The sequence below is a fragment of the Flavobacterium panacagri genome (assembly GCF_030378165.1).
GTDB classification, from domain to species: Bacteria; Bacteroidota; Bacteroidia; order Flavobacteriales; family Flavobacteriaceae; genus Flavobacterium; species Flavobacterium panacagri.
The window spans coordinates 2,830,127-2,854,029 of the sequence record NZ_CP119766.1 but is presented as its reverse complement, the minus strand read 5'-3'; the positions used below and the strand labels follow the sequence as shown (position 1 = coordinate 2,854,029).

Here is a 23,903-nt window from a genome sequence, read left to right as displayed (position 1 = left end):
AAATTACACCTAAAAAAATCTTATCAGATTTAAAATAAATGATAGAACATGTACATCATTATCTTTATTTTTTTTCTTTTTTTTGTTTGATTCAAAAATTATACAAATAATTATTAATTTGTCATATCAGATTAAGGCAAAAAAAACACCCAATGGTAATGGGTGTTTGAATCTAATAATCTAAAGTTATTCGATATATCCAAAATCATTAATGTAAGTTTGATAAGCATCTTCTATTCTGGTTTGCTTTCCAAAATCTGATATATCTAGTAAATCATATTGCAATGACTTATTTCCAACTTTTTCCTTATTCTTTGTAATTACATTTTCACGTTGTTCTTTTAATTTTTTCAGTAATTTTTTATACGATACCACCTCCAATTGTGTAAATTTAGTAGTGTCATAGTGAGTCGCTATTACGTGCCCGTATTGATTAACTCTTTGATATGTATGTTTTTTCTGTATGGATTCTATTTGATTAACAGTAGATACTGCATTGTTTAACATTATACGATAATTTGCAACCGCTAATTTTTCTTTTTGTAGAGCTTGGGGGTCAGTATATTTTTTAACAACCGATCCACCGCTAGTATAATGATAATCCCTAAAATCAAATGCATAATCATTTATCACATATATTTTTTTATCTTTCAAGGATTTCAACATTTTTTGTCCATAATATTCTTTAGAAGCTACCATTACAAAAATCTCTGTTGGTAAAATTTGATTCAATTTCACTACCCCTATTTTTTTGGATGCAGTAGAGTCTGTAAAAACTTCCATAGAAATGATTGCTGTTTTTGCAACAGCAACTTTAGTTTTATACTCTTCGTCCGAATCATTTTCATCTCGACTAGCTCCAAATGAATTTCTATTATCTTTATCATAGACATTAGCAATAAAATATTTAATTATTGTTTGATCAAATGTAAATGGGTTTTCTGCACAGTTTACACAATAACTATAGTTCCATTCGTTTTGTTTTTTTTCTAATAATTCCTGTGAAGTTTGTGATTGGATTTGCTGTAAAAAAGCAAAAGTCATTGAAAATAATAGTAATGTGTTTTTCATATTGATATTGTTTTAAAAAGTTTAAATATTAATCCATTTTTTTTGCACATTTATTTCACACAAATGAATAATATTTTAAAACAAATATAGTAAAAACAATAATTAATACACATATGTGTGCAATATTAGTGAAAATAATTTCACAACAAAGTATCCATCTTTGAATTATGCAACATAGAGGAGAAATAATTAAGAAAGCAGTTTATAATAGCGGAATTCCAATTAGTGAAGTAGCCAAAAGATTATCTAAAAGTAGACGATGGATGTATCTTTTATTTGAAAACAGTAATGTTTCTTTAGATTTAGTACTAGAAATAGGAAAGATTATTCATTATGATTTCAAAGAAGAAATAAAAGAATTTTCTCCATTTAATAAAGCCATAGCTGAAGCAACAACAGATTATCAAATTGATGAGTCGCAAGCTGAATATTGGAAAAATAAATATTTAAAACTCTTAGAAGAATATAATCTACTCCTAAAAAATAGATCTCATTAATATTATCACTATAGAAGGGTATAACATTACTTGTTACATTCTAAAAAAAAACATGAGATTTATAGTGAAATTATATTTTATAACCGATTATTCAATTAGGCTTTAAAATATAATTATTTTCTTTTGTTGAAAATTTTTCTACAACATATTTTTCAAATGAATCTGGAAATTTACCATATCCTGTAGTTAAAATTACTTGGAAACTGTTTATCCTACCATCTTTCTGTTTACCTAAGTGAATAGCATATTCTAATAGCTCTAAATTTTGATTTAGATGATCTGTATCTATTCCAGAATCTTCTGGAGTATCAATTAATAAGAATCTAGGATGTTTTACAGAAGATAACTTAAGCGCAAGGCTTAAAATTGTAAAGTAGTACATTAATCGTTTAGGAACATCACCACTTTTAGCTTTGTATTCGCGGTTATCTATAAATGGCATATAATCTTCATCAATATGAGCACTAGTGCTTTCATATGAAGACTTAGATAATAAATCATTATAAACAGTATTGAATTCTTCAATTGTACTCAAATTATTCTTGTCATATTCTGCTTTTGCCTTCTTCAATTCTTCTTGAACGATTGCAAATTTTTTGTTTTTTTCGTCAAAATCTTTTTTGAGTTCTGCCAACTGAGAGCTTGTTTTTAAGCTGAAGTCTATTTGTAATAAGGTTTCTCTCAACTTGAGAATTTTATCATTATACCCATCTACAATTGTCGTATTTCCAGCAAATTCCGCTGTTTCAATTATTATTTTTAACTTATTAGTATAATCTTTTATAAGCAATAAATTATTGAGAATATTTTGATTTTTTTCATCTATATCTTTTTGATAAGCTTCTTTTGCCAGAGTAATAGCATTAATACTTTTCTCTTTATGAGACAAAATCTCTTTATATTCACTGGAGTGGTAAACAAATTTTTCATAATCATCATCATTGAATTTTGATCCACATATGCAAATACCTTCTTCGACATCTTTTTTATTCATACAAAATGGACATACTTCCATTGAAAACAAATCTAATTTGTCATGTGTGAAAATAATTTTTTGAATCTGATAAATCTCTTGTTCTAAATTATAATGTAACTGATTTACTTTTGTTTGTTCATTTTGGAGCGTGCTAAGAAATACTCTATCTTCTGAGTTTCTTAATTCGAGAGATAATAATTTTGCTTGTATATCGGATAATTCTCCTATTTTGTCATTAACATTTGTTTCTTTCCTTAAATATGAATCACGTTCAAGTTCTAAATTTTTTAAATTAATGGAAATTTCATTTTTAATTTCATTGAGCTTATCACTTGATTCATATATTTCATGATTTGCCTTATAATTTTCGTATAAAGCTTTCGCAGTATCCCTTTTTTTTAATGCCGCTTTTGCGATATCAAGTTTTTTAAAGTATTCCGCAGATGAAATTCCTAAAAGAATTTCGAAAATTGATTTTCTAATAATAATTGAATCTGCTATGTAATTTTCAGCAACTGGAGATTTATAAATCTTTCTTGGTTCTGTATTTTGATCGTAGTTAAGTAGCCTAAAAAGATCATTAAAATTAAAATACCAATGAGAGGCACCAAGATACATTTCAAATACTGGAATATGAAGTTTTCCTAATAGCCAATCAGAAAAAATAGCTATCCCTGGTTTTCTATTAATGGGAAATTTCTCTATTATGTCTCCATTATCTATAAAAATGTCTTGGTGATTAATGAATCTCTTAATGGAATAAGGAGTTTGATCAATTAGAACATCAATTTGCACAAAATTATTTACATCCTCTATAATTAATGAATAACGTGATCCATCAGTATCATCTTCAAAAGGTTTTACTTTTCCGCCAAGTGCATATTCAATAAAATAACTAAAAGTACTTTTTCCAGAATCATTGTCTCCAAGGATTACATTAATTCCTTCTTGTAATTCAGGAGATTCATAAGAGTATTTTTCACCTGAATATTTGACCTTTTTAATAATTAAACTTCCCACGTTAATACATTATTTTTGTTGAAAATCTTCTCTACTAATTTCTTAATTGTAATGCTTCTTATACCTGCTGTCATGACACTCTTCAAATCATTTACATTCTGCATTTCTTTTTGAAAGATTACCTCGTCAAAAAAATCTGTCGGTACTTCCTCTTTATTAAGCCAAAGATCAATGGTTTTTGAAGATTCATTTAAGGAAACCTTGATATAGTTTTTATTTTTTAAAATTATAACTAGATGATGCATTAGTTTTTTCTTTATTTGTGCCTTAACATAAATATTTGTTAGGTCTTTTTGTGAGAAGTCATCAGGTATTCCGCCTTCATTTATAAAATCAACGAGATAGGCTATCTTTCTAAAATCTCTAAATCTATTAGACTCAGATGTACAATTCAATTTATACAATAATATTATTGTGCTATATGCCAGAAAATTGTAATCTTCTTTCTGAATAAACATTAATCGTTTCTTTGCTGAGTTTCTAGTTTTCATATATTCCTTGTTTGTCAAAAGAAAGGTAACATTCATTAATAAGATCCAACACAATCTGACGTATCAAATTATCATCTAGGTTAGGATATCTATACCTTTTCGATTTAACTCTGATAATCTCAATTCCTTTATTCGTAAAACTACCTATCAGATCCTCAATTTGATTATTTGATAAAACAGCACCTGAATTTTCTTCAACAAAATTCTCCAACACCTCTTGACATTCCTCGAAAATTCTATATTTTATTGCGCTCATATCGCGTTCAAAAATATTTGCCAATTCTGATTTCCCTAATGCAAGTTGACGACAAAGCCTATCTATCCTAGTTTGAGAAAAACTACTATTAACAGCTTTAATTTTTTCAATCAAATCTCTTACATCTGTAACTATAATTTCGCCAAATTGATCACTTCCCCAATTATCTATCGAATTATCTATTTTTATATCCATAAGATCAAGACCAATCTCATGTGCAATATCAGTTATTGCACAGCATTTAATATCATTATTAAATGCTTCATCCCCCTTTACCTTTTTTAGAAGTCCTACAAGATAAATTCGTCCATCATTTAAAATGAATGCTCCACTCCCAGATAACCCTTTTGCATCATCTGCACCTCCTTTAAAATTATCCTGATCTGCTAAAGTAATACGAAATTCTTTACCAGATATTTCGTTGAGAACTCTACTTTTAAATGACCTATATTCTTCCCTATTCACAAATTGAAATCCCAAAAAATGCACAGGATTATTAATGTTAAAACTATTCGAAACCATTACATTTGCATACAATTCATCCTCATTTTGTAATTTCACTTTAATGATAACCCAATCATCATTGGGATTTGATGCTGTTATTCTATCAATTTCAATTCGATAAAAAGGGGCATTAAAAGCTGTTTGTTTTTCTATAATTATTTCTCCGATATTAACATTTTCGTATTCATTTTTATCACCATAAATACAATGGTGCGCCGTAATTACAAAAAAGCCTTCTTTGCCTTTCACTAAAGTACCCGTACCGTGATTAACTTCTTTATTATTGATTATAATTGTTATTCTTACACAGAGATTACTTAAAATTGCTTCATTCATTTTCTAAAATGTTTGTATTTTCAACCAATTCCCAATTTCCAACCTCCTTATCTGAATCGCATATGAATTTTCCTGCCTTTTTTTCAATAGCATCTATTTTATAATTCAAGTAAATCTTACGGTGCTTATTATACTTCGATTTTACTCTTTCAGGATGATGTATTATACGGGCGATTGTTTCTCTATCAGGATGGGTATGAGTTGAGTTACCTCCATTTGTTGAGATTATAAATTTATCACAGTCTATCATATCCAAAAGAGCATTTGTCGTATTGTTTTTGCTACCATGATGTGATATCTTAACATAATCTACCACTAATTTATTTTCTATTGAATATTTAGCTGATAAAATCTGTTCTATTAAATGAGGATGTGCATCTCCAAGAAACAAGATACTCATGTCAAAAGTTTTCAAAATAAAAGCTATTGACGAGCTATTAATAATATCAGCCATTATATCTTTATCAGGACTATCATCTAGTAATGCTAAATCTTGTAGAGTTCCACGATCAATTTGAGAAGGTTTAACCGTTGAAGAAATACTTATATCTTCCATTTTTTTTAAATATTCACTACTTAAATCTGGCCATTTTAAATACAATTTGTCAAGTATTTCTCTAGAAGGGGAAATGATCTCAATACTGATTCCTTCCGGCAACATTGGTTTACTTCCTATAATAATTTCTTCCTCCAACTTGTCTTTAATATCGCCTTTATCAATCAATAATTCCTCAAACGTTGTAACTTGTCCACTGCTGATATTATCACCTTTGCTTATAAATTTTATATTTCTGGAATTAAACCAATATTTACCTATTTGACTTGGTTTAAAAAATGCATGTTTAACAAATTTTATTAATCCAGCAATATGATCTGAATCAATATGAGTGAGAACAACAATGTCTATAAAAGAAATCTTTTTAAGTTCTTTCTTCAAAACATCTTCAAAAGTTTTTGCTGTACCCCCATCTATCAGAATGTTAAATTCATTTTGTTGTTTATCAAATGTTTTAACAATAAAACAGTCACCATGGTGTGCTGGTAAAATTAGAATCTTAGTTTTAATAATATTGGTTAAAGGATCTATTGTTTCACTTAATATCATTGGATTCAGAAGTAATAAAATTAAATTTTAATAAAAAAAAAGCGTAAAAAAAATATTTTCAAATGTAAAAGAATTTAATATCTTTTTATTACGGAAAACCGTATTAGATAAACAAATGATTCTTTTTTTGGTAACTTTTTTAATCTATTTGAGATAAAATTTTTTCAATAATATTGGGATCACTAATTTGTTTATCTGTTAAGGGATCTTCCGTTAGAGATTTCGTTTTTAAATACAAATGAAGACTTGCTTCTGATCCGAAAATAAAATTTTCCGAATTTGCCATCTGTTGAAAATTAGAAGTTATCCTAGAGAATTTACTTCTATAATCGTTGTATAACTTTCTAAAAATTTTATTTTCATTACCTTCTACAACTTCAGGGATTAGCATAAGCATATGTTTAGAGTCTAAAGGTAAGTATAATAAATTTTCGTGATTAAAAGGGATTAATCTTTCGCCAGATGGATTGCTTGCAATGACAGGATTATCACTAGTAACATATTCACAATTTTCACTATTCAATTTAGCGACAACAATTGCATCAAATTTAGTTCGTAAAGCAATTAGTTTATAAGCTGTTTCTAATTGCTCTAAAATCATTAAAGGTTGACGGGTATCATTAAATTCTTTTGAAAACTCTTCAAGACTCTTGCCTGCAATAGAAATTTTTTCATTTTCATACATAAAGTAATCTTTACCAGTTTCTTTACAAATTTCAAACATTTGAAAAAAAATTCTGCTCATCAGGTTTTTACTAAGGTTAACCCATTTTGTAGTTCTATAATACATTGTTACAACTGTTGAGATAATTAAATCTCGTTCCTCAGAAGTTATTGTATTTCTAGTTGGGTCAACTAATATCTGATAAATCCTATCATAATGTTGTTCTAATTCATCTGCATAAAATTTTTCAATTGCCATTTTTTGTTCAATTGTTTCGCCTGGCATAGTGTAAAGATTATTTTCAAAAGCAATCCGCTTGATATTTGTCTGAAATACTTTAGTCATATCATTTTCAGAACTTGGCAGTACATTTATTAAAAACTCTTTACCTCTTAAAATTCCAAAGTGTTTAAGATAAGTTCTAGGAACAAAATGTTGTCGTTTAACTAATTCTGACATACTAATTGATGGATTATAACAATTACACAATACTCGGTTTTTTCGTTTTTTATTCTTACAATCTTTTTGATTACAATCTGCTAATTATAAAATACCAAAATAATAAATTGGTTTTACTTTTAAATCTTACTTATTATTTCATTTACTAAATCTATCAAATTCCTAACATCTTTCACCAATCTTTTTTTATAAAAATAGTATGACAAACAATATAAAATGTAAATTGGTATTTTCTATTTTGATAAAACTTTAAAAATTATGTCAGAGTCCGCTATATCAGAGAAGCTTCTAAATATCCTAAAATATGATTTTGCAAATCCTTTTTCAGAAGATTTTAACCCAGAAAAAATAATATCTGAAAACGGAGAGGAATTTTCAAAAAATGAAACAAGCATTATAAATTTTATTATAGATTGCAATAAGATTTCAAATGAAATTCAAAATTACATTTTTGATAGTTTTTTAGAAATGAATTTTACAAAGAATGAATTACTAGATTTTCTTTTTAAAAGCATTAACAAAAATCATCTCGAGATCATACCTTTAATTACCCAACAATTGATGGGAGGAAAAATAGCTTTTCACCAAGGTGATATTGAATTTTCAAAATTTATTTCAGAAGATGGTTCAGAAGTTTCAATGCAACATATGATTGAAGTAGGCGGTGATATTTTGGGGTATTTAATATCACTATTCAACAAATGGAATCCTACTAACACAGATTACTATCCGCGTATTAGTTTTACTGACTTAGAATTGGGAAAATTTTTCTATTTGATATGGAATTATGCAAATATTTTTTTAAACATAGAATCCGCATACGCAATTTTAATCTATGAAAATGGCAATTTAGAGGAAAGTGAAAACTCAGAAGTATTAAAAATTATATCAGGAATAAAATGGATAAAACTACTAAACCATGCATCTGAAATCAGAACACATAGTAACTTTTATGAATTAAGATTACCACTATCATATATTTACAAAAAGTTGAATAAAAAAAAGATTGGCATCACAAACTGCGAAATTAGTTCAGACTATATAAATTTAGTGACGGGATCAATTGATGAAACAGATGTAAACTTGTCAATCTCTACACATTTATTAAGTAAATATTATCATTACCAAAATCAAAAATTAGAATATTATGACGGATTAACTCTTGAGCAATTAAATAGCGCTTTAATTCCAATTGTTGAATTAACCTATATTTTATTTAAAAATAAAACTTTAAGTTCAAAAGAAACATCCGTTAATCAATCTCCAGCAAAAATTAGAAAAGATCATCTAATCACTTACTTAAAAACATGTACAAATTTTGATGAAATATTGATAAGAAAGATTCTGAAAGCTTTAACTTCTAGTTCTGATCGACCATATCTTTGGAGAAGACCTTTATTTGATGTTAACAATGATATATATTTCTGTATTTCAACATTGTCCGCACCCAATTATACACTCTTATATGAGCAAATATTACTCGAAGCAAATCACGATAATAAAAAGAGAGCGCAAATTTTAAAAAATTACATTGAGGAAGAGCTAACAGCACTGAAAATAAAATTCAATTTTAAAAAAACCGAAATTAATCATTTACACAACCTAATTAATCTTGACAATAATCTATTTTTTGAACTTCAAGATTACTATATTCTAATAGAAACAAAATGTTTTGATTTTCCAATAGAGTCAAAAGAAATACATAATGCAATTTTGGAAATTTCTGAATCTACATTTTCATTAGTCGAAAAAATGGAAGTCCTATCAGATTATTATTCGGAAAAAAAAATAGTTCCTGTAATAATTTCTAACTACAATAAATTTTCAAATCTCAACATTAATGGAATATCAATTATTGACTATTCATTATTAACAAATTACATAGAATCAGGAAGTCTTAAAAGAGGGTTGTTTTCTTACGAGAATAACCAACCTATACAAAAAGAATATGCAGAGATAACTTATTATAAAGACGAAAATGAATTTAATAACAACTTTATAAATTTTCTATCCTTCGCTCCGCCAATTAGTGTTATTCGGGAGCGAATGATTTGGAAAGAAATTAACCTTACACCAGAAGGTTTTATTCCAAAAATAATAACTGAGGCAATCGACAAAATTGACGAGGGAGACCATATAGCTAATCGTTTGGTAATTCTTGAAAATGCCCTAAATAATAAATACTACTACGATTTAGATAAGCGAACTAAAGAATTATACGACGAATCTATAGAATACTCCATTTCGAACATTCTAAATCAAATAGCATATGCAGAATACGACATATCAGTCTACAAATCAGATTTATTAGAAATTATTCGAAAATGTAAGATTGAAGGTTTTGCACATATGGTAAATTCTCTAAACAAATCATTTTCAAATATTTCATATCTGAATATCACTGAAGATAAACCATTTCATTTGGTTAGCTGTGAACCCGACGAATTCTTTGTATTGTTGACCAAAATCTTCCAATCAAAACCTTCCAATTTATTTAGGTTATATGATTTTACTATACCCGAAAACCTTCTTACAAAAGAAGAAGAAGAAAAAATAATTTCCGTTGCTTTAAATATTCTTTACACGTTAAAGCCTGAAAAAATTACTGATCAAAAGATCGAAGATTTTCTTTTACAAATAACAATTATAAAGGCTTTTAAAAATAAATACTCACTAGACTATGAGTTTTTTACATTATGTCACAACTTCATTGATACACTTAATTTTAACAACAAATATCAACGAGCTAGAAATTTTTCCGAAGAAATTTTGGTAATCTCAATACAAGAAGAAAAACACTATTATGGTTGGGGATTACTATTCAATTGTTTTATCTATCAAAATAGTCCATATGAGGCATCTATTTATGGAGCTTTATATTACACTTCGTTATCAAGATATAAAACCTTTACATATTCTGTTCAAAATGATTTATTGCACAATGCATTAAAATTCTACAGAACATTCAATTTTTTTCCAATGATGGAAAACCTTAACAAAACAATTGATAAACTCAAACTAAAAGCATATGATCAACAAAAATTTAAATTAAGTTACTATTTAGGTATTTTTAAAATTGCAAGCAAGAAACCTGAAATAGTTGATGAGTCTTTACAATATCTTGATGAAAAGATAAACGAGATAATATCTTTTAAAGACAACGGTATTATACCTTGGTTAAATTATTTATATAATCTAAAGCGCTACAAAGAGCATTTTCATATAAAATCTCATGAACAACTTGAAAATATTATATCAAAATTAGAAGACAATATAGACCCAAATATAGTTTCAACTCTTCTAGCGCAACATTTTGGAGATGAAGAAAACAATAAAAAAAACCTAATAAACTCACTGATAAGTGTTTTTGAAACAAATTCTTCAAATGACTTTAAATTTGAAGTTAAGCACTTAGAACTTCAAACAAAAAATTTACTATCACAAGCATTAAAAGAAGAAGACATTGAAGGTGTATTACTTTGTGGAATAGTAATTAACGACAACAATCTTACTTTCAATAACAAGTATCACGGTTTTAATACTCTTGTAAAATCAACACCTGAACCTGATAAAGAAATAATAAGTAAATTAAATAATTATTTAACTTACATCAATGGAGAAGTTATTCTAACCAAAGATCATCTCTTGGTTTGGCTATTTAATCTTAACTCGAATATCTATGTTTTAACAATAAATAGTGAAAAAAATATTTCATTGAAAGAATTAAAAAAATGGGATATCAAACAAATGAAACTGTGGTCAAAATCAAAGAAAGACTTCTATTTCAGTTCTAACAATTACTTTGATCTTGGAGCGCAAGATGATGCTTATCGAAATGCATTGAAAACATTTGCATTCACTGACCTTGAGATTACTGAAAATTATGAAGAAGTTTTCTTTTGTTCTTCAATTGATCTTTCAGAGTTTTCATCAAATTTAATAATAAATAAAGGTGACTTTTTAAACTCAAAGGTTCCTTTTACAAATATCATTTCATTAGAATGGTTTATTAAAAACAGTAATGAATATTTAATAAAAGAAAAGTTCACCTCTACCGCGTGGATACCAATTGAAGATGAAGATATCCCAATAAACATAAGTTTTAAAAATATAAAACCTGTACTGGAAAAACAGAAAACAAACATTCTAACATCTCGTCACTTAAAGAAAAAAATTGACACAGATGTAAATATTTTTTTAGCTCATGGCGAATTAGGATTCATGGACTTTAAAGGTATTTATACAAATCATGATTCAAAAAGTGCCATTATTGATACAAAATATTTATTTGGACATGGAGAAATAGCAATATTATTTATTTGCAATTCTGGTGTTGTCAATGAAGATTTTTTTGCACAGGGTGTTTCTTCACTATGTCATGACATTCTTGCTCTTGGATATAAAGCCGTAATTGCTCCTTTTTGGCGTTTAGATATAACTATTCCATCTTATTGGTTGGAAAGCTTTCTGAATTCTTTTAATGAGGGGTATAAGATTTCAGAAGCTGTACATATTGCTAATTTAGATCTGGGAGACTACAAGGAAAATATTTCAACAGCTTTTATAGTACCCGAAGGTAAATTAGCAATGCATATTTATGGAAATCCAAACATTCGAGTAGCAAAATAACAATTTTATGAAAATAGTTAAATCATTTATTAAAGCATTGGGGAAAAATTATTATTTCGATTTTATCATCTTGGCTGGTTCCGAAGATATAGATTATGTAGAAAATTACGTACTTGTGGAATATGAAAATCAGGATTATTATGAAAAAAGTTTAGAAACAATTCAAATAAGACAAGAAGAGATAATTAAAGAAATAAAAAAACTTTATCAAGATTCACTAAGTGAAATTTACTTAAATCTCTCAACATCAGACCCTGACAATTTTGATTCATTCATAAAATTTAATATTGAAGCCATCAAGATTCAATTAAAAACTTTAAAGTCTGACTTTTATGTTGATGAAAAAAAATCTAGATATTTTTCATTTTTATTAGATAATGCTGAGGTTGAAGATTTATATTATAAACATATCTCTAAAATACATTTTGATGATCTTTTAATAGGTAATAAGATATCGACTCTTTTTAGCAATTTTGATTTTAAGAATGAAAACATAAAAACAACATATATTGAAAGTTTTTACTTTAATGAATTTCATTTGAAAAGATTCAAAACTCTAAGTAATTTACCTTTATCATTGTTTTTGATCGGATATAAATTCATTCTCGAACTAATCAAAATTCAAAATATGATAGTGGACATAAAAGAATCTAAAGAAATAAATCCAAAAATTAAATGGACTGGCAAAAGAACTCATATCGGTTTTGTCCTGGGCACACTTGCTCAAAACGGATACTTGGATGCGCCAAAAGGCAGAAATGGAGAAATAAATTATACCGCATTTTCTAAATTAATCAGACAAAATTTTGAAGTCGAAGGAACTGAAGATACATTAAGAAAATATTTAAATCCAGATGACGAAAAATTTATTGAAAGTCAAAAAACATTTGACAAAGAAGGATTTAAAATTCCACATTCAAAATTGTTAGGTTAGGCGTTCCGGAACGCGTAGGAACGGATATCTTTTTTATATCTCTATAAATTTGACTCAACAATAAATGAAAATGCAATGAGTCAGCTTCCTCCCTTTACAATTAACCTATTAATTATATTGTCTTTTATTTTATTACTGATAATAATTTTTTGGATAATGCCAAACAAGAAATCTTATACAGTTGTAAAAAGGTTAAAAGAACTATTACAAGCACTTCCGATTAGCCAGATTTATCTTATAATAAATGATTCTTTAAATCGAAAAAATAAAAGTGAATAATAATCTACAGATGAAAGCTATTTTTACTGATATTATATTTTTTTTCCTCTCCTTTTACCTTTTTTATTAAGAGTAACTATATGAAGATAGGGAATAAAAACACAGCTCATTACACAAAAAACAAATACTAAACAACTAATAATAAACACATTAAAAACAAAATTACAGTAATGACATAAAAACGAAAACTTATATTAACATAATTAAATATGCAAAATATAAGTTTTCTATAATCACCATTTTTATTTTTAAAGTCAATATTATATTTTAAGTGTAATTAATGTAAGAAATCAATTAATACAAAGGTTCACACATGTAAAGGGCAATGTAAGTTAATAGTAATATTACATAACATTTTTACAATCATTCAGAGTGTTGAACAAATTTTTCTAATAATGAATTCAATGACATATTATCTTTGAGAAACCACTTTCTTTTATCTTTCCTGTATGTCCAACATTTCATACTATCGTTAATACTTAATTGTTTATTAAACCATGAATCAATATATAACTTCGTGTTCTTATTTGTAAAATATTTAGGACTAGTGTGTATATGATCTAGTTTTCCATATTCAGTCAAGAAAACACTTACAGTAAATTCATTATTCTTACGCATAACCTCTTTCATAACAACATCAAACACCTCCTGTTTTACAGCATCATTAAAAAGTATATTATAATTGTCATCCTCTTTATTGTAAACTGGAGAAATAATTGAATGTTTATAGTAAACAGCAACACAACGATAAATAAAAGAATAAAATCGATTCCATTCATTTTTATCCCAATCTTCAAATAGAGTACATTCAAATTCCTTCTTTGGCGTGTTAGTTTGATTATAGTGATTATTAAATTGATACTCAATAAAACGTCTATTTGTTGAGTTATTTTCTTTGTTGTGACCGACTAAATAATTTGTCGTAAAAACAAATTTTGGAGATAAATCAAACGGTATCGTTTCTGCTTTAACTCCCTTTCTTTGACATACTAAACTTCCAGTAATTTGAGTATAAATTTGCTCAAATTTAAAACCAGCTATTGTATCGTCCACAACATATAATTGTATTTCTGATTCAAGATCAGCAAAAACATGTGTATATTTTGGATCAAACTCTAAACCACCTTTTATCATTACAGGCAAAACATGTTGTAATGCCTTCAAAAATAAAGTTTTTCCTCTTCCTCCATTTCTGTTAACATTATCAGCATTTTTATCACTTAAAATAATTGCTGGACAGCAACTCGAATCTTTATATGATTGAGCCAAATATCCTAACATAGAATGAAAAGCTAAGGTATCATTATCACTTACATTCTGCACAACCCTTTCAAACATACCAACCTCATCAGTATACTTAAATTCATGTTCCTGTATTTTGTGCTTTGGAAAAAAACCGTCAATTTCACTATAATCTTTCACCTCAATTTGTGCTGATTTATCCATTAAATAGAAACCATTTTTGAATGGTAATCCAAACTTACTTCGCGAATCTCTGTAAAGTTTTAATTCTTTTGGATCAATAAGACGTAACGCTGGTTTAATCATAAGATCGTATTTAATCGAAATCTCACTCATAACTTTATCTCGTTGTTGTCCACATTCAATAATTCCAAGTTTTAAAGTTGATAATAGATCAGTGTTTACATTAAATGGCTCTACTACGTTATTAGTATTTTTGAAAATAATTATTCTATCTGCTTTAGTTGATATTCTTTGAAAATTTTCTTGTATAAAATAATCAGCAATAGATGTTGGTGTAATAATGGTTTGACCTTTATCATTGAAATGATAAAACAAATTAGGCACGCCTTCTCTTTTTATGGGAGGAAGACATTTTTTTTCTACGAATTGAACTTTTCCAATGTTCAGTATATTACACTTAGTACCTTCTACTACAAAAATACCGTCGTGTAATCTTACACAACTTTCTATATTATTTAACTCTATGAATTCATGAATACATTGCCTTTCGAGCTTTGCAAAATCTCTAAATGCTTTTCCTTTATTTTGATATCTTTCCATTGTTAAGACAGACGTAGCATTACTTCCATATACTTTCTTAAGTATATTTACATTTTTTCGATACCATTTTTCATCACCAACTGCACTGTTTGCATTAAATGCCATCGCAAATTCTTTTTTACCAATCACTTCATAAATATTGTGTCTATGATTGCATTCAAGCTCAATATCAATGAATGTTGGAAATGCACTTTTAATATCATATTCTTTAATTCGAAAAGGTAAAAATGCACGTAATTGCTTTGGTATTTTTGTAAGCGGATTATATTCTCTGTTATCACTTGTTGTAACACGAAAGATTTCATCATCTAAATCGGCATCATATTGCCCGTCTAGTTTCAACACCATAAAAATCACATAGTTTTTATATGATAGTATATTAAACCGATTGTAAACTTTTTTTCTAGCACCTTTTTCATCAAATTTTGTGTTTTTTTCATATAGTAAATTAAGTTCATCAATATCGTACGGATAATACTTTTCGTTTAGCTTAGTATCATATTCAATAAAAGCCGTCATATATTTAATTAAAGCATTATTTTCTGGGTTATTTTCAGTTAAATAGTGACGTGCTTTCAAAAAAGATTCATCTCGCCTGCTAATAATCTCTGCACCCTTTAATAATGCGTCATCTATCGTAAATTTTGCTTTTGTAATTTTGAATTTACGTTTTACTTTTTCTTTAAAGTCTTTTTCCCATATTTCAATTATGTCTACAGTAGCGTTATTAACGCTTTCACAGTTGTCTTGATTAAATCCCATATATTTAAACATTTAGAGGTTTAAGCGCTTGTAGAACCTCGTCACGCTTATACATAATTCTATTACCAATTCCGTAAGAGGTTAATTTACCTTCCTTAGTATGTTTCCACAAAGTGGCTAATCCTATATTAAGAATTGCGCAAGCCTGTTTTCTAGTAATATTTTCAGGGAATGTCTGTTGTGAATTAATCATCTTAGTTTGCAACAACGGCGCTAAAGCTTCTGCTAACTGCTCAATTGTTATTCCATTTAGTATAATTTGAGTTTGTACCATGTTTTTATCTTTAGCAGTTAGTATTATTGTCATTTGTAATTTCCAAAAACAGATCAATTTCATCAACATTAAATATTGTTTGATTTTTAAATTTTGTGTAGGGCAATTCTTTTCGTTTGACTTTTAAAAAAATTGCTTGTGGCGACTCATTTAAATATTCAGCAAGTCCAAAGATGTTGACCTGTTGAGGTTTCTGAGTAATCACATTTGATTTGATTTGTTGAACGTGTAATTTTTCTTTTACCACGAGTAATTCATTAAGAATAATCTCTAACAGCACCTGCTGTTTTTTACTGTTAACTTTAACGTTTTTTTTCATTATGAATAGATTTAACAAGGATACTTAGTTGAATCCCTTGCAGTATCTATCTTGGCGAAAACCTATTTTAACAGTTATTTGTTAAAAAAACACTGATTTATATTTGAAAATTAATTATTTAACACTTATACCGATTTATCATTTAAAATAAACTTAATAAACATAATTAATTTTAATATTTTAACCATATAAAACTTGTTAATAGCAAAAAATACAAATATTGCAAAAACAAATTGAAAGTATTTTCCTAACACAAACGCGAGTTAATCAATGAGTAATTTTAAAAACTTCATATTCAGATAAAAAAAAACCGCTATCATAATGTATGATAACGGTTCAGATTATTTATTAAAAATTTATAACAATCGACTCAACATTATTAATGTGTTTTTTAGAGTCTTGCATTTATTCTTTTCTCAGCACTTCTTGTTGCTTAAGCATTTGTTTCAATCTCGAGCTTATTAAAATATTCTAACATTTGATATGCATTGTCATAGGTTGTTTTCCCTATGTAAGATAAAAACATACCTTCGGTACTATGTCCAGTAATATTCATCAAAACTGGCGTGGGGATTTTCCCGTAAAAATTAGTTGCAAAAGAACGTCGACAAACATGAGAACTGACAACTTGCCATTTTTTGTAAAATCCTGCCGTTAATATTCTTTTACCATCGATGCGCATCTTCCCTTTTACAATTGCATTAATTCCAGCTTCTTTACACACCTCTTTACTGTATTTATTAAAATGCTCTAAATTGATTTTATATGGCATTCCATTTTCGATTATTTCAAGAGCATCTGGAAGCAACGGAATTGCAACCAGTTTTCCTGTTTTCTGTTGCTTCAATTCAATGACTTTCATACCCTTAATATCTGTTATATTCTTTTCTGTTATATTAAGTAAATCACTTGACCTCTGTCCAATTAAGCAACCCAATAAAAGCCATTTTCTAGCATTAATATGAGCATCACGCACTAAAAGTACATTTTTTATTAGCTCTTGTTCCGCTTCGTTTAATATAATAACTTCATCAGGTTCTTTGACTTCTTTAATAGCCTTAATTTGTTTAAACTGAGGATGTGTTGGAATACCACTTAATGAAGCCTTATTAACAACAGCTCTTAAGATTGAAATATAAGTTCCTATGTAATTTACAGAACGACCTTTACTAATATGATACTTTTTAAAAGTATCAATAAAATTCAAATCAATATCTCTAATGAGCACATGCTTTCCTTTCAAATAATCGTTTTCATAATTTGAAATAAACTTTTTAAGATTTTCTAGATTTTTAATCGAACCACTTCTTAAATTTTCATTACTAGCAATATATTCATCAATAGAATTAGTTAATATATCCAAGTCAACAACAACGATTTTATTGTTGAATAAATCTATTTGAAGTTGTAACCATGAACCCGTAAATTCAACACCTTTACTTATTGCATTATTATAAGCATCATTTATAAAAATGGCTAATTTATCTAATTTAGACTTTAAAGCTTTTAACTCCTCGTTTTTTTGAATTGGTTGCGATTTGTCTTCGCTCCAATCTTTTGGATTAATTACAAAACCCGTTTTCCGTTTAAAAACTGAAGTTCTACTTATCGAATAGCGAACATAAATATTTGAATTTGCACTTTTACTTTGAAGTAAGTATTTTAAGGTCGCCATAATCTTTAAATTTTAAGACATCAAAGATAACCATAAATGATTATTAGCCAACCTTTAGACAACCAAAAGCAAATTAATATAAATTTAGTCAAACTCCGATATTTCACTAAGCATTGTAAACACTACATTTATGCTCATACGAATTTATCTAAATATTATTTACTACATATTCCTCCTATACTGCCCACCAACTTCAAACAACGCCGAAGTAATCTGCCCCAAAGAACAAACCTTTGTGGCTTCCATTAAATAATCGAATAAGTTTTCGTTTTTAATAGCGGCTTGTTGTAAAGCATTTAAATGTTCGTTTACTTTTGCTTCGTGGAAATTATGCAAGTTATCCAGCATCGTAATCTGATATTGTTTTTCTTCTTCTGTGGCACGAATAACCTCAGCCGGAATAACTGTTGGCGAACCTTTTGAACTCAGGAACGTGTTTACTCCCACAATTGGGAAATCTCCGTTATGTTTTAAAGTTTCGTAATACAAACTTTCTTCTTGGATTTTAGATCTTTGGTACATCGTTTCCATTGCCCCTAGAACTCCTCCTCTTTCTGTGATTCTGTCGAATTCTTGAAGAACTGCCGCTTCCACTAAATCGGTTAATTCTTCGATAATGAACGAACCTTGAATTGGGTTTTCGTTTTTCGCTAAACCTAATTCTTTATTAATAATCAACTGAATCGCCATGGCACGTCGCACCGATTCTTCTGTAGGTGTTGTAATCGCTTCGTCGTAAGCGTTGGTGTGCAATGAATTACAGTTATCATAAATCGCGTACAACGCCTGTAAAGTCGTTCTGATATCGTTGAAATCAATTTCCTGTGCGTGTAACGAACGCCCGGAAGTCTGAATATGATATTTCAGCATTTGCGCTCTTTCGTTGGCTCCGTATTTGTTTTTCATGGCTTTTGCCCAAATTTTACGTGCCACACGACCAATTACTGAATATTCTGGATCTACTCCATTCGAGAAGAAGAACGATAAGTTTGGCCCAAAATCGTTGATGTTCATGCCACGGCTCAAATAATATTCCACGTAAGTGAAACCATTTGAAAGCGTAAACGCCAATTGCGTAATTGGGTTCGCTCCCGCCTCTGCAATATGATATCCTGAAATCGAAACCGAATAGAAATTACGAACGTTTTTAGTAATAAAATATTCCTGAACGTCACCCATTAAACGCAAAGCAAATTCGGTTGAGAAAATACAAGTGTTTTGCGCCTGATCTTCTTTTAAAATATCAGCCTGAACCGTTCCGCGAACCTGCGATAACGTTTTGGCTTTAATATCATTATAAACATCCAAAGGTAAAACCTGATCTCCTGTAACACCCAAAAGCATTAAACCTAAACCATTGTTTCCTGCTGGAAGTTCTCCTTGGTATTTCGGTCTTTTGATTCCTTTGTCTTTATATAATTTGTTGATCTTAGCTTCAACTTCTTTTTCTAAATCATTTCCTTTAATGTAAATCTCACATTGCTGATCAATTGCCGCATTCATAAAGAAACCTAACAACATTGGCGCAGGCCCATTAATGGTCATACTTACCGAAGTCAAAGCGTGAACCAAATCGAAACCTGAATACAATTTTTTGGCATCGTCCAAACAGCAGATTGAAACTCCCGCATTTCCAATTTTTCCGTAAATATCCGGACGCAAATCTGGATCGTTTCCGTATAAAGTTACACTGTCAAAAGCAGTTGAAAGACGTTTTGCAGGCATTCCAGCACTTACATAATGAAAACGCTTGTTGGTTCTTTCTGGTCCGCCCTCGCCCGCAAACATTCTCGACGGATCTTCTCCTTCCCGTTTAAACGGATACAATCCCGAAGCAAACGGAAATTCGCCAGGAACATTTTCCTGTAAATTCCAACGCAAGATATCCCCCCAACCTTCATATTTAGGTAAAGCAATTTTCGGAATCTGTAAATGGGACAAACTTTCAGAATGCGTTGCAATCTTGATTTCTTTATCACGAACTTTAAACGAGTAAACTGGATTTTTGTATTTCGCCACTTTTTCATCCCAATTCAGAATAATTTCCCAATTGTACGGATCTAAATCCATTTTTACTTTATCAAACTGATTGAGTAAAAGATTTAAAAAGATTCTGTTTTCATCGTGTTCTTGAAATCCTGCTGCTAAAACAGAAGAATCTTCGATTCCCGCTTTATTGATTTGAGGAACTTTTCCAGAAACAGATTCAATGGTTTTGAAAATTCCGTATAATTTTTGAGCTACTTTTTGCTGCGAAATGGCTGTTTCATCATAACTTCTGTTATTCTCAGCGATTTCAGATAAATAACGTGTTCTTCCCGGCGGAATAACGAAGATTTTCTCGCTCATTTCTTTAGTGATTTCAAAAGTCGATTTCAAATCTGAATCAGTTTTCTCTACCACTTTATCCATAATCGCTTTGTAAAGCGTGTTCATTCCAGGGTCATTGAACTGCGAAGCGATCGTTCCAAAAACGGGCATTTCGTCTGGACTTTTATCCCAAAGACTATGATTGCGCTGATATTGTTTTTTTACATCACGCAAAGCATCCAGCGCTCCACGTTTATCGAATTTATTTAAAGCCACTAAATCAGCAAAGTCAAGCATGTCGATTTTTTCCAATTGTGTTGCTGCTCCAAATTCTGGCGTCATTACATATAAAGAAACATCAGAATGATCCATAATCTCCGTATCAGACTGACCAATTCCTGAAGTTTCTAAAATAATCAAATCGTATTTTGCTGCTTTCAAAACCTGAATCGCTTCGGCTACATATTTAGACAAAGCCAAATTCGACTGACGTGTTGCCAGCGAACGCATATATACACGAGGATTATTTATGGCATTCATACGGATTCTGTCTCCTAAAAGTGCTCCTCCTGTTTTTCTCTTAGAAGGATCAACAGAAATTAATCCGATTGTTTTTTCTGGGAAATCAATTAAGAAACGACGAACTAATTCATCTACTAAAGATGATTTTCCGGCACCACCCGTTCCTGTAATTCCTAAAACTGGAATTTTTGAACTAGAATTAATTTCGTGAATTTTATCAAAAGCTGTTTTTGCAATTTCAGGAAAATTTTCTGCCGAAGAAATCAAACGCGCAATGGCTGTTGGCGTTTTGCTTTCGATATGATCAATTTCTCCGTTTAATTTGTCTCCAATAGGAAAATCAGCAAGTTGCACCAAATCATTAATCATTCCCTGAAGTCCTAAAGAACGTCCGTCATCTGGAGAATAAATTCTGGTAATACCATATTCATGTAATTCTTCGATTTCGCTTGGCAGAATGACACCGCCGCCGCCGCCAAAGATTTTAATGTGTCCTGCTCCTTTTTCGCGAAGCAGATCATACATATATTTAAAGTATTCATTATGTCCTCCTTGGTAAGAAGTCATCGCAATAGCATTGGCATCTTCTTGAATAGCGGTATTTACCACTTCTTCAACGCTTCTATCATGACCAAGATGAATTACCTCAACTCCTGTAGACTGGATGATACGACGCATAATATTGATCGCAGCATCATGTCCGTCAAAAAGTGAAGCAGCAGTGACAATTCTTACTTTATTTTTAGGAATATATGGTATTTGTTGTTCCATTTTATGAATATGATAATTTTATGGAGGCAATTTACAAAATATTTTAATATTCGATCACCACTCTAAGCTTATCTTAACAAAAATAAATCGATTTCGTGAACCAAAAGGGTAACAATTTACGTAACTAATTGATATAGTTAAAGAAAGCTTAAAGACATGGCAATTTCGCAACATTTAAATAAAATCAGGAAACATGTTTTAAGGTGCTCTAAAGTAATTTAGCAATGTAGAAAAGCCCCCAAATTTTTACCAAAGCTTACCCATAAAAAGTAAAAACGTAAAAATTTAAAAAAATGAGAACATTTTATTCATTCACCGTAATTTTAGGTTTGAGTTTCTTTGTATCTTCTTATAACAGAATTGAAAACAATACTCTTTCATATAAAAAAACTTCGACCACTTTAGCTTTTAACAATGAGACTGATATAGCCAATATCGAGAAAGCTAATGATTTCTTTAAAAGGTATTCTGATCTAAAAAAATACAAATCAGATGTAATGTCCTTATATAAAAACAGAACTTTAGGAAGTATTTGGTTTGATGAAGACGAAATCAACGAATTTGGTTCTGTATTATACGAGAAAGCAAAAAAAACTAACGATTTAGTAATCCCTTACCAAAATGAAATTGATAAGCTTTTTGATGCTTCGTCAGAAAACAATCTTTCTAAAACAGACGCCGACATGCTTTTGAGTTCTCTTTATGTGGTATACACTAAAAAAAGCAATGCAGACAAGAAAAAATTGTCTTATAATGACATGTTGAAAGATTTCTTGAACTACAGCACTATTGAAGAGTCTTCTGCAGCTACAAATCTTGATGCGAAAGTCGAATACGACCAATATTACAAACTGGAAGATGTTTTGAAAAAATACAAAAAATTAGACCGTTCACACAAATGGAAACCTATTGTCCCTGCAGAATCTCCTTATAAGGATTTGCGCCCAGATGCCGTTTCCAGCACTATTTCGCAAGTTAGAACTCGTTTGTATTTATTAGGTGATTTGAAACAGGATTCTAAAAGTGATGTTTACGACCGTGAATTGATGGACGCTGTAATGAAATACAAAGTCCGCAACGGTTTTAAACCTAACTATATTCTTGCAGAAGAACATATTAAAGAAATGAATATTCCGCTTTCTGAGAAAATGGAGACTTTAAAATTGAACATGGAAAGATGCCGTGCCATTGCTGCTCAAATTGCAGCGAGCGATGAATATGTCTTGGTTAATGTACCTTCTTATGAAATGGTATACGTTAAAAATGGAAAAATACAGTTAACTTCACCTGTTTTTGTCGGAGCTCCTCTAACTAAAACTACTATTTTCAATGGAGAAATTGACAGAATCGTTTTCAGTCCTTATTGGACAGTTCCACAAAGCATTGTTCAAAATGAATTACGATCTAAAATAGCATCAGATCCAAATTATCTTGCTGAAAAAAATATGGAAATGGTAAACGGACAAGTAAGACAAAAACCAGGTCCAGATAACTCATTAGGATTGGTAAAATTTATGTTTCCAAATTCTGATGATATTTATATGCACGATACACCTTCTAAAACACTTTTTGATTTCGAAAAAAGAACCTTCAGCCATGGCTGCATTAATGTAAAAATGGCTAAAGAATTAGCAGTAGCAATGTTACAGGATTATCCAGAATGGACACAAGCCAAAATTGACAAAGCAATGGCTGGAAAAGTAGAAAACAGCTTTAAATTGTCGAAAAAAGTACCTATCTATATTACCTATTTCACTTCTTTAGTAAATGAAAATGGAGAAATTGGTTTCTTTCAGGATGTATACGAAAAAGATAAAGAGTTAACTGGCGAAAGCGCTGTTGCCGCTCAATAAAAATAATTCTATTCATGCTTAGTGAGAATTTATCTACTTTAGATAAATTCTCACTTTTTTATCTAGTTTATGAATAAAAAAATCTTAACTCATTATTTTAAAACCGTTTACAGGTAAAAAACTTTTCCAGATCTTAAGATCTTTGCACTCAAATTATACCACTGATTTATA

The 23,903-nt window shown here is 29.4% G+C and carries 15 protein-coding genes; 4 read left to right on the top strand and 11 right to left on the bottom strand.

The window, feature by feature from the left end; translation table 11 throughout:
- Nucleotides 1–186: 186 nt before the first annotated feature.
- A complete protein-coding gene (locus P2W65_RS12695; RefSeq protein ID WP_289666013.1) occupies nt 187–1,071 on the bottom strand; it encodes a hypothetical protein in 885 nt (294 codons plus the stop codon).
- 167 nt (nt 1,072–1,238) lie between these two features.
- Here P2W65_RS12695 and P2W65_RS12690 point away from each other — a divergent pair, with 167 nt between their 5' ends.
- Entirely contained in the window at nt 1,239–1,568 is a 330-nt protein-coding gene (locus P2W65_RS12690) for a hypothetical protein (protein ID WP_289666012.1), read from the top strand.
- A gap of 91 nt (nt 1,569–1,659) precedes the next feature.
- Here the strand turns inward: P2W65_RS12690 and P2W65_RS12685 are convergent, their stop codons facing one another.
- The 5 genes from P2W65_RS12685 to P2W65_RS12665 form a co-directional block, all read right to left on the bottom strand.
- The gene (locus tag P2W65_RS12685) at nt 1,660–3,564 is read right to left on the bottom strand and encodes an AAA family ATPase (RefSeq protein WP_289666011.1); all 1,905 of its coding nucleotides are present in this window, start codon (nt 3,562–3,564) and stop codon (nt 1,660–1,662) included.
- Nucleotides 3,552–4,055 (bottom strand): hypothetical protein, encoded by a 504-nt coding sequence (locus tag P2W65_RS12680; protein WP_289666010.1) that lies wholly within the window; start codon nt 4,053–4,055, stop codon nt 3,552–3,554. Before P2W65_RS12680 ends, P2W65_RS12685 begins: the two co-directional genes overlap by 13 nt.
- Nucleotides 4,045–5,151, bottom strand: coding sequence for a trypsin-like serine peptidase (locus tag P2W65_RS12675; RefSeq protein WP_289666008.1), 1,107 nt, complete (start codon nt 5,149–5,151; stop codon nt 4,045–4,047). The genes P2W65_RS12680 and P2W65_RS12675 overlap by 11 nt, the downstream gene beginning before the upstream one ends.
- Nucleotides 5,144–6,256 (bottom strand): ComEC/Rec2 family competence protein, encoded by a 1,113-nt coding sequence (locus P2W65_RS12670; RefSeq protein WP_289666006.1) that lies wholly within the window; start codon nt 6,254–6,256, stop codon nt 5,144–5,146. Before P2W65_RS12670 ends, P2W65_RS12675 begins: the two co-directional genes overlap by 8 nt.
- Before the next feature lie 139 nt (nt 6,257–6,395).
- Nucleotides 6,396–7,379: a DUF4238 domain-containing protein gene (locus P2W65_RS12665; protein ID WP_289666005.1), complete on the bottom strand. Its 984-nt coding sequence runs from the start codon at nt 7,377–7,379 to the stop codon at nt 6,396–6,398.
- A gap of 258 nt (nt 7,380–7,637) precedes the next feature.
- Here P2W65_RS12665 and P2W65_RS12660 point away from each other — a divergent pair, with 258 nt between their 5' ends.
- Together P2W65_RS12660 and P2W65_RS12655 are read left to right on the top strand one after the other, a co-directional pair.
- On the top strand, nt 7,638–12,008 hold the full coding sequence (locus P2W65_RS12660) for a hypothetical protein (protein ID WP_289666004.1): 4,371 nt from the start codon (nt 7,638–7,640) through the stop codon (nt 12,006–12,008).
- 7 nt (nt 12,009–12,015) lie between these two features.
- Nucleotides 12,016–12,942, top strand: coding sequence for a hypothetical protein (locus P2W65_RS12655; RefSeq protein WP_289666003.1), 927 nt, complete (start codon nt 12,016–12,018; stop codon nt 12,940–12,942).
- A gap of 642 nt (nt 12,943–13,584) precedes the next feature.
- On the opposite strand, the gene P2W65_RS12650 is transcribed toward P2W65_RS12655, so the two are convergent.
- The 5 genes from P2W65_RS12650 to P2W65_RS12630 form a co-directional block, all read right to left on the bottom strand.
- The gene (locus P2W65_RS12650; protein WP_289666002.1) at nt 13,585–16,008 is read right to left on the bottom strand and encodes a hypothetical protein; all 2,424 of its coding nucleotides are present in this window, start codon (nt 16,006–16,008) and stop codon (nt 13,585–13,587) included.
- 4 nt (nt 16,009–16,012) lie between these two features.
- Nucleotides 16,013–16,315 (bottom strand): helix-turn-helix domain-containing protein, encoded by a 303-nt coding sequence (locus P2W65_RS12645; protein WP_289666001.1) that lies wholly within the window; start codon nt 16,313–16,315, stop codon nt 16,013–16,015.
- Complete coding sequence (locus tag P2W65_RS12640; RefSeq protein ID WP_289666000.1) at nt 16,293–16,601, bottom strand: MerR family transcriptional regulator; 309 nt, start codon at nt 16,599–16,601, stop codon at nt 16,293–16,295. The genes P2W65_RS12645 and P2W65_RS12640 overlap by 23 nt, the downstream gene beginning before the upstream one ends.
- A gap of 433 nt (nt 16,602–17,034) precedes the next feature.
- Nucleotides 17,035–18,276, bottom strand: a complete 1,242-nt coding sequence (locus P2W65_RS12635; RefSeq protein ID WP_289665999.1) for a phage integrase SAM-like domain-containing protein — start codon at nt 18,274–18,276, stop codon at nt 17,035–17,037.
- 162 nt (nt 18,277–18,438) lie between these two features.
- Nucleotides 18,439–21,879 (bottom strand): methylmalonyl-CoA mutase family protein, encoded by a 3,441-nt coding sequence (locus P2W65_RS12630; RefSeq protein ID WP_289665997.1) that lies wholly within the window; start codon nt 21,877–21,879, stop codon nt 18,439–18,441.
- Between the two features lie 293 nt (nt 21,880–22,172).
- Between P2W65_RS12630 and P2W65_RS12625 the strand changes: the two genes are divergently transcribed.
- The gene (locus tag P2W65_RS12625) at nt 22,173–23,732 is read left to right on the top strand and encodes a L,D-transpeptidase family protein (RefSeq protein ID WP_289665996.1); all 1,560 of its coding nucleotides are present in this window, start codon (nt 22,173–22,175) and stop codon (nt 23,730–23,732) included.
- Nucleotides 23,733–23,903 lie beyond the last annotated feature (171 nt).

What these genes read in the sequence shown, in the direction of transcription:
- P2W65_RS12695 (WP_289666013.1), bottom strand. Translation starts at nt 1,071, where the DNA reads ATGAAAAACACATTACTATTATTTTCAATGACTTTTGCTTTTTTACAG.
- P2W65_RS12690 (WP_289666012.1), top strand. Translation starts at nt 1,239, where the DNA reads ATGCAACATAGAGGAGAAATAATTAAGAAAGCAGTTTATAATAGCGGA.
- P2W65_RS12680 (WP_289666010.1), bottom strand. Translation starts at nt 4,055, where the DNA reads ATGAAAACTAGAAACTCAGCAAAGAAACGATTAATGTTTATTCAGAAA.
- P2W65_RS12675 (WP_289666008.1), bottom strand. Translation starts at nt 5,151, where the DNA reads ATGAATGAAGCAATTTTAAGTAATCTCTGTGTAAGAATAACAATTATA.
- P2W65_RS12670 (WP_289666006.1), bottom strand. Translation starts at nt 6,256, where the DNA reads ATGATATTAAGTGAAACAATAGATCCTTTAACCAATATTATTAAAACT.
- P2W65_RS12665 (WP_289666005.1), bottom strand. Translation starts at nt 7,379, where the DNA reads ATGTCAGAATTAGTTAAACGACAACATTTTGTTCCTAGAACTTATCTT.
- P2W65_RS12660 (WP_289666004.1), top strand. Translation starts at nt 7,638, where the DNA reads ATGTCAGAGTCCGCTATATCAGAGAAGCTTCTAAATATCCTAAAATAT.
- P2W65_RS12655 (WP_289666003.1), top strand. Translation starts at nt 12,016, where the DNA reads ATGAAAATAGTTAAATCATTTATTAAAGCATTGGGGAAAAATTATTAT.
- P2W65_RS12650 (WP_289666002.1), bottom strand. Translation starts at nt 16,008, where the DNA reads ATGGGATTTAATCAAGACAACTGTGAAAGCGTTAATAACGCTACTGTA.
- P2W65_RS12645 (WP_289666001.1), bottom strand. Translation starts at nt 16,315, where the DNA reads ATGACAATAATACTAACTGCTAAAGATAAAAACATGGTACAAACTCAA.
- P2W65_RS12640 (WP_289666000.1), bottom strand. Translation starts at nt 16,601, where the DNA reads ATGAAAAAAAACGTTAAAGTTAACAGTAAAAAACAGCAGGTGCTGTTA.
- P2W65_RS12635 (WP_289665999.1), bottom strand. Translation starts at nt 18,276, where the DNA reads ATGGCGACCTTAAAATACTTACTTCAAAGTAAAAGTGCAAATTCAAAT.
- P2W65_RS12630 (WP_289665997.1), bottom strand. Translation starts at nt 21,879, where the DNA reads ATGGAACAACAAATACCATATATTCCTAAAAATAAAGTAAGAATTGTC.
- P2W65_RS12625 (WP_289665996.1), top strand. Translation starts at nt 22,173, where the DNA reads ATGAGAACATTTTATTCATTCACCGTAATTTTAGGTTTGAGTTTCTTT.